At 71.2% G+C, this 12,981-nt stretch carries 12 protein-coding genes and 2 pseudogenes; 3 read left to right on the top strand and 11 right to left on the bottom strand.

Annotated features, from left to right (window positions below; genetic code table 11):
- Nucleotides 1-76 precede the first annotated feature (76 nt).
- Nucleotides 77-316 (top strand): annotated as a pseudogene (locus tag AC1MLT_RS18025) (Tn3 family transposase); the annotation flags it as partial.
- Nucleotides 317-351: 35 nt separating this feature from the next.
- Here the strand turns inward: AC1MLT_RS18025 and AC1MLT_RS18030 are convergent.
- Together AC1MLT_RS18030 and AC1MLT_RS18035 are read right to left on the bottom strand one after the other, a co-directional pair.
- Nucleotides 352-540 (bottom strand): annotated as a pseudogene (locus tag AC1MLT_RS18030) (MFS transporter); the annotation flags it as partial.
- A gap of 76 nt (nt 541-616) precedes the next feature.
- On the bottom strand, nt 617-1,429 hold the full coding sequence (locus tag AC1MLT_RS18035; protein WP_481035455.1) for a class II aldolase/adducin family protein: 813 nt from the start codon (nt 1,427-1,429) through the stop codon (nt 617-619).
- A 120-nt stretch (nt 1,430-1,549) separates the two neighbouring features.
- Here AC1MLT_RS18035 and AC1MLT_RS18040 point away from each other — a divergent pair, with 120 nt between their 5' ends.
- Complete coding sequence (locus AC1MLT_RS18040) at nt 1,550-2,443, top strand: LysR substrate-binding domain-containing protein (RefSeq protein WP_481035456.1); 894 nt, start codon at nt 1,550-1,552, stop codon at nt 2,441-2,443.
- Nucleotides 2,444-2,616: 173 nt separating this feature from the next.
- Here the strand turns inward: AC1MLT_RS18040 and AC1MLT_RS18045 are convergent, their stop codons facing one another.
- The gene (locus AC1MLT_RS18045; protein WP_481035458.1) at nt 2,617-3,099 is read right to left on the bottom strand and encodes a DUF1810 domain-containing protein; all 483 of its coding nucleotides are present in this window, start codon (nt 3,097-3,099) and stop codon (nt 2,617-2,619) included.
- Between the two features lie 81 nt (nt 3,100-3,180).
- Here AC1MLT_RS18045 and AC1MLT_RS18050 point away from each other — a divergent pair, with 81 nt between their 5' ends.
- A complete protein-coding gene (locus AC1MLT_RS18050) occupies nt 3,181-4,410 on the top strand; it encodes an ATP-binding protein (RefSeq protein ID WP_481035459.1) in 1,230 nt (409 codons plus the stop codon).
- An 18-nt stretch (nt 4,411-4,428) separates the two neighbouring features.
- Here AC1MLT_RS18050 and AC1MLT_RS18055 read toward each other — a convergent pair whose 3' ends face one another.
- From AC1MLT_RS18055 to hydA, 8 genes are all read right to left on the bottom strand, one after another.
- A complete protein-coding gene (locus AC1MLT_RS18055) occupies nt 4,429-5,739 on the bottom strand; it encodes a M20/M25/M40 family metallo-hydrolase (RefSeq protein ID WP_481035846.1) in 1,311 nt (436 codons plus the stop codon).
- 187 nt (nt 5,740-5,926) lie between these two features.
- Complete coding sequence (locus tag AC1MLT_RS18060) at nt 5,927-7,258, bottom strand: CynX/NimT family MFS transporter (RefSeq protein ID WP_481035461.1); 1,332 nt, start codon at nt 7,256-7,258, stop codon at nt 5,927-5,929.
- A gap of 139 nt (nt 7,259-7,397) precedes the next feature.
- Nucleotides 7,398-8,345, bottom strand: coding sequence for a dihydrodipicolinate synthase family protein (locus AC1MLT_RS18065; RefSeq protein ID WP_481035463.1), 948 nt, complete (start codon nt 8,343-8,345; stop codon nt 7,398-7,400).
- 72 nt (nt 8,346-8,417) lie between these two features.
- Entirely contained in the window at nt 8,418-9,089 is a 672-nt protein-coding gene (locus AC1MLT_RS18070) for an amino acid ABC transporter permease (protein WP_481035464.1), read from the bottom strand.
- Nucleotides 9,090-9,092: 3 nt separating this feature from the next.
- Nucleotides 9,093-9,773 (bottom strand): amino acid ABC transporter permease, encoded by a 681-nt coding sequence (locus AC1MLT_RS18075; protein ID WP_481035465.1) that lies wholly within the window; start codon nt 9,771-9,773, stop codon nt 9,093-9,095.
- Entirely contained in the window at nt 9,770-10,510 is a 741-nt protein-coding gene (locus tag AC1MLT_RS18080) for an amino acid ABC transporter ATP-binding protein (protein WP_481035467.1), read from the bottom strand. Before AC1MLT_RS18080 ends, AC1MLT_RS18075 begins: the two co-directional genes overlap by 4 nt.
- Before the next feature lies 1 nt (nt 10,511).
- Nucleotides 10,512-11,363, bottom strand: coding sequence for a transporter substrate-binding domain-containing protein (locus tag AC1MLT_RS18085; RefSeq protein ID WP_481035468.1), 852 nt, complete (start codon nt 11,361-11,363; stop codon nt 10,512-10,514).
- 137 nt (nt 11,364-11,500) lie between these two features.
- A complete protein-coding gene (gene hydA / locus AC1MLT_RS18090; protein WP_481035470.1) occupies nt 11,501-12,976 on the bottom strand; it encodes a dihydropyrimidinase in 1,476 nt (491 codons plus the stop codon).
- Nucleotides 12,977-12,981: the final 5 nt, after the last annotated feature.

Raw genomic sequence — 12,981 nt, forward strand, 5'->3', positions numbered from 1 at the left:
GATCTACCAACACCACCTCCGCGCCAGTGCTAGCTTTTCGTACCGTCACTTATTGCACTGAAAACGAGGAGACCCCTACCGGGCTAGCGGCCTCAATCTGGTAACGGCTGCCGTCGTGTTGTGGAACACGGTCTATCTGGAACGGGCTGCGCACGCGCTGCGTGGCAACGGCCATGCCGTTGATGACGCGCTGTTGCAGTACCTGTCGCCGCTCGGTTGGGAGCACATCAACCTCACCGGCGATTACCTCTGGCGCAGCAGCGCCAAGATCGGCGCGGGCAAGTTCAGGCCGCTACGACCGCTGCAACCGGCTTAGCGTGCTTTATTTTCCGTTTTCTGAGGCGACCCCTAGATGGCCTCGCTGAACTTCAGGTCGTTGAGCATCTGCAGCTTGGCGAAGCCGACGTTCACGCGGTCCAGGTAGGCGGCAACGTAGCAGATGAAGAGCAGCGGGATCAGGCGCCAGGTGACGCGGGCGTAGACCGCGTCCTCGGCGCGCGTCTCGACCGCCGCCCCGGGCGTCAGGGTGGTGGTGTTCATGGGGTTCGTCTCCGTCGTTATGAATGCGGTGCGGTGCGGTGCGGGGGGCATGGCGCGGCGGGCCGCGCCGCCCGCCTCACTCGAACATGTCGGGCTGGCTCTGGGCGAGCTGGCCGTAGATCGTCTGGAAGTGCAGCCAGCCGATGTACTCGCTGCCCACGTGCTCGCGGCTGTAGCGCGAGCGCTCCGGCGACACCAGGCGCGGCGTGATGCCGGTGGCATCGACCATCAACTGCTGCTGGCAGCAGCGTTCCAGCGCGATGAACCAGAAGGCCGCCGCCTCGATGCTGTGGCGGCTGGCCGTCAGCAGACCGTGGTTCTGGTGGATCGCCGCCTTCACCCCGGCGAACGCGTTGGCCACCTTGTTGCCGGCCTTGACCTCCACGGCCACCTGTCCGGCCTCGTCGCCGATGACGACGTGGTCCTCGAAGAAGGCGGCGGCGTCCTGGCTGATCGGCTCCAGCTTCTTGCCGAGCGCGGCGAAGGCGGTGCCATAGACCGTGTGCGCGTGGCACATGGCCAGGATGTCGGGATGCGCCTCGTGCACCGCCGCGTGCAGCACGAAGCCGGCCCGGTTGACGGCATGGTCGCCCTCCACCACCTTGCCATCGTGGTCGACCAGGATCAGGTTGGACATCTTCACCTGCGCGAAATGCACGCACATCGGGTTGGTCCAGTAGAGGTGCGGGCGCTCCGGGTCGCGGATGGTCAGGTGGCCCGCGAAGCCGTAGTCGAAGCCCTGCTGGGCGAAGGCGCGGCAGGCCGCGACCAGGCGCTCCTTGCGGTGCCGGCGCTCCTCGGCAGGGGTGGCGAAGGATGGCAGTTCGGGGAACTTGAGCCCGAGCTGTTCGGGCTGGTAGACGGAAATGCGCTTGGCGGTGTCGAGCATGGGAGGATCTCCTGGGAAAACAGTGGCGCCGATGATCCGGAGCCCGCGCCGCGTTGACAAACGACGACTTTTCATCGACAGGTGAAATAATTTCATCCATCGCATTCCAGGGTCGACTCCATGAGACAGCTTCCATCGTTCTCGGCGCTGCGCGCCTTCGAGGCCGCGGCGCGCCAGGGCGGCTTCACGCAGGCCGGCGAAGAACTCAGCCAGACGCCCTCGGCCATCAGCCACCAGGTCCGCGCGCTGGAGCAGTGGTTCGGCCGGCCGCTCTTCACGCGCCACGTGCGCCGCGTGGCACTGACCGACGACGGCCGACGGTTGCTGCAGGAACTCTCGATCGCCTTCGACCAGATCGAGGATGCCTGCGCGGCCTTGCGGCCGGCGGCGCAGCGCACCGAGCTGGCGGTCCACTGCGCGCCCAGCTTCGCCGCCAAGTGGCTCGGTCCGCGCCTGGCGCAGTTCATGCAGGCCCACCCCGCGATCACCATCGGCCTGACGTCGAGTGCCGAGCCGGCGCAACTCGAGCGCGGCGATGTCGACGTCGACATCGCCTATGGCGAGCCGGGCGCGCGCGCCGGCATCGCGGTCGAGGCGCTGGGCGCCGAGTCGACGCTGCCGATGTGCGCGCCCGCCCTCCTCGCCAGCGGCCCGCCGGTCGAACGGCCGGCCGATCTGGGACGCTTCACGCTGATCGAGTCGCGGCTCAATCCGGTGCGCTGGTCGGACTGGTGGCGGCTCAACGGGCTGAAGCTGCCCGGCCGCGCCCGGCCGTCGTTCGACCGGGGTTCGATGGCGCTGGCGGCGGCCGTCGATGGCCTGGGCATCGCGCTGGAGAGCACGCGTTTCGCCGAGGCCGAGCTCGCGCAGGGCCGGCTGGTGGTGATCGACGGCCCCGCATTCCGTCGCATCGAGCGCCAGACGCACTTCCTCTGCTACCGCAAGGCCGACCGCGCCAGCCCCCGGCTGCTGGCGTTCCGGCAGTGGCTGCTGGCGGAGCTGGCGGCCGGTTGATGGCGGACCGGAGCTCGTGACCGGGTGGCGATCGGGTGGCGGTGGCGGCTGGACGTGTCCGGTCCCCAACGCACCAACCTATGCCGATAGCAGCATTTCACCGAATCCGTGGAGGTCGTGAGTTGCCGATGCCGACGGGGATGGCGTCACGGCGTCGTCGGGGCGCCCTGCGCTCACGAGGCGGCCCGACCCTCCAGCAATGCCAGCGTCGCCGCGTCGCGGGTGCCGCCGTAGAAGCGCGTCAGCACCTGGCCGAACACCGGCTCCTCCGGCAGCGCGCGCTCGAACAGCGTCGCGCAGGAGCACAGCTTGAGATCGTCGGGCGAGCCGAGGATCGCGTGCGCGCTGCGCTGCGGATGGGCGAGGATCGCTTCGCAGCAGATTCGCAGGCGCGGCCCCAGCACCGGATGGGTGCCATACGCCCTCGCCTGCGCCAGGTCCGCCAGGCCATAGTGGCGCGCGATCGCGCTGCGCCCCAGGCCCGCGAGCTGCGGGAAGACGAACCACATCCAGTGGCTGCGCTTGTGGCCGGCGCGCAGTTCGTCCAGCACCTGCGCCAGGACGGGATCCTGGGCCTGCACGAAGCGTTCGAGGTCGAAGGCCGCGCCCTCTCCCCGGGCGGATGGCGGGCGGTCGGCGGCGGAATCGGAAGCCATCGGTCGATCTCCTGCTGTTGGTTTTATCGGATCTTACGGGATCTGGGGTAAATTATCGAATCCAAGATAAACAGGGATAAAGTGATCCATTTCCCCCGTCCCGCCCTGGCCCAGGACCTCGTCGCCGCCCTGCGCGGCGAGACCGTCTTCGGTGATGCCCACAACGGCCTGTTCCTGGCCGCCCCGCGCCGCACCGGCAAATCGACCTTCCTGCAGGGCGACCTGAAACCGGCGCTGGAGGCCGGCGGCGCGGTGGTCGCCTATGTCGACCTGTGGGCCGATCCCCGGCGCGATCCGGGCCTGCTGATCGCCGATGCCATCGCCCGCGCCCTGGCGCCCCGGCTGGGCGTGGTGAGCCGGGTCGCCAAGGCGGCCGGCCTGGAGAGCGTGACCGTCGCCGGCGCCCTCAAGCTCGACGTCGGCAAGGTCGGCCGCATCGACGGCATCACCCTGCCCGATGCCCTGCGCGTGCTGCACGAGACCGCCGGCGCCCCGGTGGCGCTGATCGTCGACGAGGCCCAGCACGCGCTCACCAGCGTGGCCGGCGAGGCCACGATGTCGGCGCTCAAGTCGGCCCGCGACCAGCTCAACCGGCCGGGCCAGGTCAACCTGATGCTGGTCATGTCGGGCTCGGACCGCGACAAGCTGCTGCGGCTGGTCAACACCAGCGGCGCTCCGTTCTATGGCTCGCAGATCTCGCGCATGCCGCCCTTGGGGCAGGATTTCATCGCCCACGTCGCGCGCCTGGTGACCACGCAGCGGCCCTCGCTGGCGCCCGTCGACACCACGGCGCTGTGGACGGCCTTCGAGCGTTTCGGCCATCGGCCGCAGTTCTTCATGGAAGCGCTGGGGCAGGCGCTCAGCCCGCTGTCCGACCTGGGCGAGGTGCGCTTCGAGCGTGCGGTGCAGGAGGCGGCGCTGCGACGCCAGCAGGACGACGAGGCGCAGATGGAGTCCGAGTACCTGGCGCTGCGCCCGCTGGAGCAGGCGGTGCTGTGGCGGCTGCTGGACCAGGGGCCGCGCTTCCGGCCCTACGACGGCGAGGCGCTGCGCTTCTATCGCGCGCAGGCCAGCGCCCGCGTCACGCCGCAGATGGCGCAGCGCGCGCTGGAATCGCTGCGCGAGCGCTCGCCCGCGCTGGTGTGGAAATCGGCGCGCGGCGAGTACGCGGTCGACGATGCCGCCATGCACCGCTGGTTCGGCCAGCGCTCGCAGGAGGGCCGCTGGCCGCCGGTCGATCCCCTGGGCCCGCAGCCGGAGGAGGACGACGACGGCGACGCACCCGGGGCGGCGCCGGCGCCGACGCCCTGACGCACCCGCCTCACCCCATCACTCCATGCCGGTGGCCGCCAGCACGATGCTCAGGCTGGTCGCCATGGCCTTCACCATGGGTTCCTTCTCGACGTCGAGCCATTCGTCGAGCGAGTGGATGCGGCCGCTCTTGTCGGGCGCGCCGCGGCCGATGGTGATGGCCGGGATGCCCAGGCTCATGGGCATGTTGGAGTCGGTCGAGCTCCAGCCATAGGCCACCTTGTAGCCGCCGGCCTCGATCGCCGCCTTGGCGAACTGCACCAGGTCGGACTTGACATCGGTGCTGCCGGCCGGTCGGTCACCGATCAGCTTGGCGTCGACCGTGATCCGGCCCTCCTTGGTCGAGCGGGCGAAGTTCTCGCCCTCGGCCGCCTCCTGGACGATCTTCAGCAGCCGGTCCTCGACGCGCTTGAGCTCGGTCACCGATTCGGAGCGCATGTCGACCTCCATCCAGCTCTCCAGCGGGATCGAGTTGACCGAGGTGCCACCGCCGATCAGGCCGATGCTGTAGGTGGTCTTGGGCGTGGCCGGCACCTGGATGCGCGAGAACGCGGCGGCGGCCTCGGCCTGCGCGAACATCGGATTGACGACGCCGAAGGCATTGAAGCTGTGGCCGCCGGGGCCGTTGAAGGTCACCCGGTAGCGCTTGGAGCCGACCCCGCCGTGCGTGATGCGGTTGACATCGCCCGACTCGACCGAGAAGAAGGCCTTGATGCGGTCCTTGTAGGGACCCTGGGTGAACAGGTGGCGCACCCCGCGCAGGTCGCCGGGGCCCTCCTCGCCCACCGTGCCGACGAACAGGATGTCGTCGCGGGTGCCGATGCCGGCGGCCTTCATGGCGCGCGCGAAGCCCAGCAGGACCGACATGCTCATGGTGTCGTCGCCGATGCCCGGGGCCGCCAGGCGCGTGCCCTGGCGCTTGACCTTGACATCGGTGCCGGCGGGGAACACGGTGTCCATGTGGGCCGAGATCACCACCACCTTGCCATCGCCGCGCGTGCCGCGGCGCAGGCCCGTCACGTTGCCCTCGGCGTCGATCCGCACGTCGGCCAGGCCCACGGCCTTGAGCATCTTCTCGAACTCCTGCGCGCGCGCCTTCTCGCCGAAGGGCGGCGACGGGATCTCGGTCAGCCGCACGCCGTCCTCGACGATGCGGCCATGCTCCTGGTCGAGCGTGGCGACGGCCTTGCCGAAGGCCGGACTGGCCAGGACGCGCCGGACCTCGGCGGCCGGATCGGTGGCCTGGGCCAGCGCCGAGGTGGCGGCCAGCAGCGCCGCGCCGGCCAGCAGGCCGGGGGCGAGAAGGAACGGACGCGCGGCGAGCGGCATCCGGGTGACGGAAGCGGGCACGGAAGCGGAAGCGGCGGAGGAAGCGAGGGAGCTGGATGTCATCGTCGTGAAGGAAGCGAGTGGGTGAACGGTTGAAGGAACGGGTGAGGAAACGCGTGAGGAAAGGGGTGGATGACGGCGGCCGGAGCGACACGCGCGCGAAAGCCGCAGCCGCCGTGGCGGCCGCCTAGCGCGCGCCGCGCGCCGGCTCCGGTGCCTGGCCGACGAAGCGGGCCCGCCCGGCGCCGAAGGCGGCCGCCACCAGGGCGATGCCGATGACGACGAACAGCACCGCCGAGGCATGGAAGCTGCCGGTCCAGGCCCGCAGCAGGCCCACCAGCAGGGGGCCGCAGGCCGCCGCCACCAGGTAGCCGACGCCCTGCGCCATGCCCGAGAGCTGCGCCGCCGTGCGCGCATCGGGCGAGCGCATGACGATCAGGGTCAGCCCCAGCGAGAAGGTCCCGCCCTGCGCGATGCCCAGCGCCACGGCCCAGACCCAGATGCCGCCGAGCGGCGCGAACATGCAGGCCAGCATCGCCGCCAGGGTCAGCACCGACAGGCCGACCGCGAGCGCGACCTGGTCGCGCCAGCGCGCCGCCAGCGCCGGCAGCACCAGGCAGATCGCGAGCTGCGTCAGCACCGACACCGACACCACGTAGCCCGCCGTGGCGGCGGCCAGGCCGCGCTCGCGCAGGATCGGCGCCATCCAGCCCATGACCGCATAGGCCAGCGCCGACTGCAGTCCCATGAACAGCGTCACCTGCCAGGCCAGCGGATCGCGCCACAGGCTGGGTGGCCGGGCCTGCGCGACGGCCCCGGCGGGCCCGCCGGCGGCCAGCGCCTGCGGCGCCCACAGCAGGGTGGCGACCAGCGCCGGCAGCGCCCACAGCGCCAGCGCGCCGGCCCATTGCGCGCCGATGGCATGCTGCAATGGCACCGTGAGCCCGGCGCCGCTGGCCGCGCCGCCGCACACCGCCATGGTGTAGAGCCCCATCATGAGCGAGCTGCGATGGGCGAAATCGCGCTTGACCAGGCCCGAGAGCAGCACGTTGCTGACCGCGATGCCCATGCCGGCGAGCGCCGAGGCGACGAACAGCAAGGGCACATGGCCGCTGCCGCGCAGGGCGGTGCCCAACGTGATCGCCACCATGCAGGCCAGCAGCGCGCGCTCCAGTCCCAGGCGCCGCCCCCAGGCCGGCGCCGGCATGGCGAACAGGCCCAGGCAGATCACCGGCAGGGTGGTCAAGGCGCTGGCGCCGGCGGCCGACAGGCCGGTGGCGGCCACGATGTCCGGCAGCACCACCGACAGGCTGGAGAACACCGGCCGCAGGTTGAAGGCGATCAGCACCACCGAGGCGCCCAGCAGCAGACGGCGGGCGCGCGAGCGGGCGGGCGCGGCGTCGGTGGTCGCCATGGAAGGCGGCTCGACCGGCACGGCCGGCAACGCGACGGGTTCGGGCACGACGATGGCGCCAGCGATCGCGCGATCGGCGCCGGGATGGGAGCGGGAAGGATTCATGGAGCGGGGGGCGCACGTGACGGCCCGCCGAGCGGACCGGTCCGTGGCGAAGCCGGAAGGGTCGAGCGATCCTAACGACTCCGGCCACCGGATGCTGTCGCCTCCGGCCGGGCGCCCATGCCACCGCCCACGCCACCGCTCAGGCCGCCAGGCCGCGCTCGCGCAACCGGTCCTCCAGCCGCTGGATCAGCCGGCCCAGTTCGGCCAGGTCGGTGGCGTCGAGCACGGGGCCCGGCCGCCGCACGTGGGCCGAGCGGATGGCGCCGCGCCGCTTCAGGGTCTCCTTGCGCAGCGCCAGGCCGATGCCGTACTGGAACTCGTGGCGCAGCAGCGGCAGGTAGACGTCGAACAGGTCCTCGGCCTCCTCGGCGCGGCCCTGGGCGAACAGGGCGCAGACCTGCACCAGCATCTCCGGATAGGCGAAGCCGGTCATGGCGCCATCGGCGCCGCGCAGCATCTCCTGCGGCAGGAACAGCCCGCCATTGCCCACCAGCACGCTGAGGCGGCGCCGGCCGGCGGCGGTGGCCTGCGCGCGCAGCTCGCTGAGCTTGCGCATGCCGGGGAAGTCCTCGTGCTTGAACATCACGACCTGCGAGAAATCGTCGATCAGCCGCTGCACCACCGCCACCGACATGTGCACGCCGGTGGCCTGCGGGAAGTCCTGCAGGCAGACCGGGACGCGCTCGCCGAGCAATCGCAGCACGCCGGCGTAGTAGTGGTAGACCTGGTCGTCGGTCTTCAGGTTGGCGACCGGCGCCAGCATGACGCCGGCCGCGCCCTGGTCCATGGCGGTCTTCGACAGGCGCTCGACATGGCGGTTGGAGGCGTGGCTCACGCCCACCACCACCGGCGCGCGGCCGGCCACGCGCCGCAGCACGCGGTCCATCACGCTCAGGGTCTCGGCCTCGGTCAGCTTGGGCGCCTCGCCCATCATCCCCAGGATGGTGAAGCCGGTCACGCCCTTGTCGAGGTAGAAGTCGGTCAGGCTGTCGGTGCTGGCGAGGTCGAGCTCGCCCTCGTCGGTGAACGGCGTGGCGGCGATGATGTAGACGCCCTTCGACGTCTCGCTGATCTTTTCGGGGGTCATCGGATTCCTTGGAACGGGGGAACGGGAGATGGGGAGGACGGGCGGGCGGGCGGATGGCGGGCGGCCGGCCGCCTAGGCGCGCGCGCGGCGGTGCTCGAGCCGGCCGAGCCAGCGCGTCAGCGGCCACAGCAGCGCCAGGTACATCAGCGCGGCCAGCATCACGGGCGAGGGGTTGTAGACCAGCGACTGGGCATCGCGCGCGTTGCGCAGCAGCTCCGGCATGGCGACCACGCTGGCGATGCTGGTGAGCTTCACGACCTCGATGCAGTTGCCCACCAGGTCGGGCAGCACGTTGCGCATCGCCTGCGGGATCACCACGTGGCGCAGCGCCTGGGCGCGCGTCAGGCCGGTGGAGCGCGCGGCCTCCATCTGGCCCCGGGCCACGCCCTCGAGCCCGGCGCGGAACACCTCGGCGAAGTAGCTGGCGTTGTTCAGCACGAAAGCCAGCGCCACCGCCGCGATCTTGTGGAGCTCCAGGCCCAGGAACGGACCGCCGAAATAGATCAGGATCAGCAGCACCAGCGGCGGAAAGGCGCGGAAGAAGTCGATGAAGCCGACGATCGACCAGCGCACCGCGCGGCGCTCGGACTGGGTCAGCCCCAGCGCCAGGGCCAGGCCGGCCACCGCGCCCAGCGGGATCACCAGCGCCGACAGCCACACCGTGGTCCACAGGCCGTTGAGCAGGTGCGGCAGCACCGCCGCGTAGACCTCGAGGTTGAAGAAGTTCTGGATCAGGCTGTCCATGGGCTATCTCCGTCCCCAGTGGCGTTCGAGCCAGCGCGAGGCCACCACCAGCGGCAGGAAGACCACCACGTAGGCCAGCGCGGCCATCATCAACGGCGTCGGGTTGCCGGCGTGGCTGCTGGCGCCCTGGGCGTTGTTGAGGATCTCGTTGAGCGCCACCACCGAGCCCAGCGCGGTGTTCTTGGTGATCGAGATGACCCGGTTGGTCAGTGGCGGCACCGCGCGGCGCAGGGCCTGCGGCAGCACGATCCAGCGCATCGCCCCCCACCAGCGCAGGCCGGTGGAGCGCGCGGCCTCGAGCTGGCCGGCCGGCACGGCGGAGATGCCGGCCCAGATGCTCTCCTCGGCATAGGCGGCCAGCACCAGCGACAGCGACAGCCAGGTCACGGCGAAGGCCGACAACGGCAGGCCCAGGGCCGGCAGCCCGAAGTACAGGACGATCAGCACCACCAGCGGCGGCAGCGACCGCATGATGTCCGCGAAGGCCACGATGGGCAGCGCCAGCGCGCGCGAGCCCAGCGCCCGTGCGACCGCCAGCACGAGGCCCAGCGCCGTGCCGGTCGCCACCACCGCCGCGCCCACGCCCACGGTCACCAGCGCGCCCGAGGCGATGACCGGCGCGTACTGCCGGGCCACCTCGGGATTGAAGAAGGTGAAGAGGAAGCCGCTGTCGACCGGCGTCATGGGCGTCGCGCTCCGTAGCGCGCCACGAAACCCTGGGTACGCGCCTCACGCGGGTGCTCGAAGACCTGGGCCGGCGTGCCCTGCTCGACCACCACGCCGCCATCCATGAAGACGACGCGGTCGGCCGCCGCGTGCGCGAAGGCCATCTCGTGCGTCACCACCAGCATGGTCATGCCGCGCTCGCGCAGGCCGCGCATGACGTTGAGCACGTCCTCCACCAGTTCCGGGTCGAGCGCGCTGGTGGGCTCGTCGAACAGGATCACCTGCGGCGCCAGGGCCACCGCGCGGGCGATGCCCACGCGCTGCTGCTGGCCGCCGGAGAGCTCGGACGGGAAGGCCTTGGTCTTGGCGCCCAGGCCGACCTGCTCCAGCGCCGCGCGGGCGCGCTCCTCGGCCTCGGCCCGGGGCCGGCGCTGCACCCGGCGCAGGGCCAGCGCGACGTTGTCCAGCGCGCTCAGGTGCGGATAGAGGTTGAACTGCTGGAACACCATGCCGACGTCCTGGCGCAGGCGGTTGATGTCGACCGTGGCCGAGGTCACCTCGTGGCCGTTGGCGACGATCAGGCCGCCGCTGGGTGTCTCCAGCAGGTTGCAGCAGCGCAGCATGGTGCTCTTGCCCGACCCCGACGGCCCGATGACGCACACCAGCTCGCCGGCCTCGACCCGCAGGTCGACGCCGCGCAGCACCTCGGTGGCGCCATACGACTTGCGCAGTCCGGCGATCTCCAGCATCGGCATGTCAGGCGCACTTGGGCGTGACGGGGGTCGGGTCGTAGCCCTCGGTGCCGGGAACGCCGGTGCCCGGGGCGATCTTCACGGCGGCATCGCCGGGCGCGGGCTGGAAGCCGAACCACTTCACCGCCAGCTTGGCGACCGTGCCGTCCTGCTTCATGCACTTGAGCGCGTTGGAGGCGGCATCGCGGCCGGCCTTGTCGTCCAGGCGGAAGGGCAGCGCCCACACCAGGCCGGTCTTGATGGTGTAGCTGGTCTTGAGCGCCGGGTTCTGCTTGGCGGCCCAGGCCACCACCGTGGTGCCGGCCAGGTTGTAGTCGGCGCGGCCGGACTGCACCGCCTGCACCGCGTCGGCATTGGCGCCATAGACGTCGTACTTGAAGCCGTACTTCTCGGCGTTGTCGCGCGCCCAGCCCTCGTAGTTGGAGCCCTTGTTGACCGCGACGGTCCTGCCCTTGAGGTCCTCGAGCTTGACGACGGGCGGCGCCGACTTGCCACCGAGGAAGGTGTAGTCGGTGTCCAGGTAGCCCTCGGTGAACAGCAGCGACTTGGCGCGCTCGGGCGTCACCGTGACCGGGGCGACCAGGAAGTCGTAGCGGCGGCTGTTGAGGCCGGGCACCAGGCCGGAGAACTCCGCGCCCTCGATCTCGATCCTGCGGCCCAGGCGCTTGGCCAGTTCCTCGCCCAGCTCGACGTTGAAGCCCTGCAGGCCGCCGCCGAGCTTGGTCATGGCGTGCGGCGCGAAGGTGGCGTCGACGGCGGTGCGCAGCGGCGCCTGGGCCAGGACCGCGCTGGCGCCGAGGCCCAGCAGCACGACCGGAACGGCGCGCAGGCACGAAGGAAGGATCGGGGACTTCATGGTTCAACTCCTGAGGGATGCGTCGGGAAGGGATGCGGATGCGGATGCGGATGCGGATTGCGGATGCGGATGCGGGTGCCGGGGCGCACGGCCGGCGCGTGCCGGTCCGGGGCCGGGAGGATCGGGAGGCCGGCGGCTCAGAGGCCGCGCCGCAGCCCGACCAGATCGCTGAAGCGCCCGCGCTCGGCCGAGGCGGCTGGCCGCTGCGCGAGCGGCTCGGGCCGGCCGCGCGCGATGTAGCGGCCGCTGCCGCGCTCGACCTGCAGCGCGCCGTCGCGCACCACGCAGCGGCCGCGGCTGAACACCTGCTCGGGCCAGCCCCGCAGCTCGCGGCCCTCGTAGGGCGTGTAGCCGGCGTTGTCGTGCAGCATCGACGCGCTCACGGTGACGCGGCGCTCGGGATTCCAGACCGCGAAGTCGGCATCGGCGCCGACCGCGATGGCGCCCTTGCGCGGCGCCATGCCGTACATGCGGGCATGGTGGGTCGAGGTCAGGGCGACGAATTCCTCGATGGAGATGCGGCCCTTCATCACGCCCTCGGAGAACAGCAGCGGCAGGCGCAACTCGATGCCCGGCACGCCGTTGGCCATCTCCTTGAAGGTGGTGGCGTCGCCCCGGGGCAGCTTGCCGGAGGCGTCGAAGCGATAGGGCGCGTGGTCCGACGAGAACACGCCCAGCGTGCCGTCCTTCAGCCCGGCCCACACGGCCTCCTGCGAATCGACGTCGCGCGGCGGCGGGCTGCAGCAGAACTTGGCGCCCTCCAGGCCCGGCAGGTCGCTGTCGGCGGCTTCCAGGAACAGGTACTGCGGGCAGGTCTCGGCATACACCGCCGCGCCCAGGCGCCGGGCATCGCGGATCACCTCGACCGCCTCGCGCCCGGCCACGTGCACGATCAGCACCGGCACGTCGGCCAGCCGCGCCAGGGCGATGGCGCGGTTCGTGGCCTCCGACTCGGCCAGCGCGTCGTGCGCCACGGCGTGGTACTTGGGCGCCACGTGGCCGCGCTGGAGCAGGCGATGCGCGATCCAGCGGATCATGTCGTGGTTCTCGGCGTGCATCATCACCAGCGCGCCCTCCTCCCCGGCCACCGACATCACCTCCAGCAGCTGGTAGTCGTCGAGCTTCAGCTTGTCGTAGGTCATGTAGACCTTGAGCGAGGTGATGCCGTCGCGGATGACCCGCGGCAGGTGCTCGCGCAGCGCGACCTCGTCGGGGTTGGTCAGGATCAGGTGGAAGCCATAGTCGATCACGGCCTTCTCGCGCGCCAGGGCGCCATAGGCCGCGACCACCTCGGGGATGCTGTCGGCGCGGTGCTGCGCCGCGAACGAGAGGATCGTCGTCGTGCCGCCGAAGGCCGCCGACACGGTGCCCGAATAGAAGTCGTCGGCGCACATCACGCCCATGCCGGAGCGCTGCTCGATGTGGCAATGGCTGTCGATGCCGCCGGGCAGCACCCAGCAGCCGGTGGCATCGACGTCGCTCGCGCCGGCCGGCAGGCCGGGCTCGATCGCGGTGATGACGCCGTCGCGCACGCCGATGTCTGCCTGCCGGGTGCCGTCGGCGTTGCCGATGCGGCCATGGCGGATCGTGAGGTCGAAGGAGGTGCCGGTCATGCAGC

It is taken from the genome of Variovorax sp. PEI5, assembly GCF_056679935.1.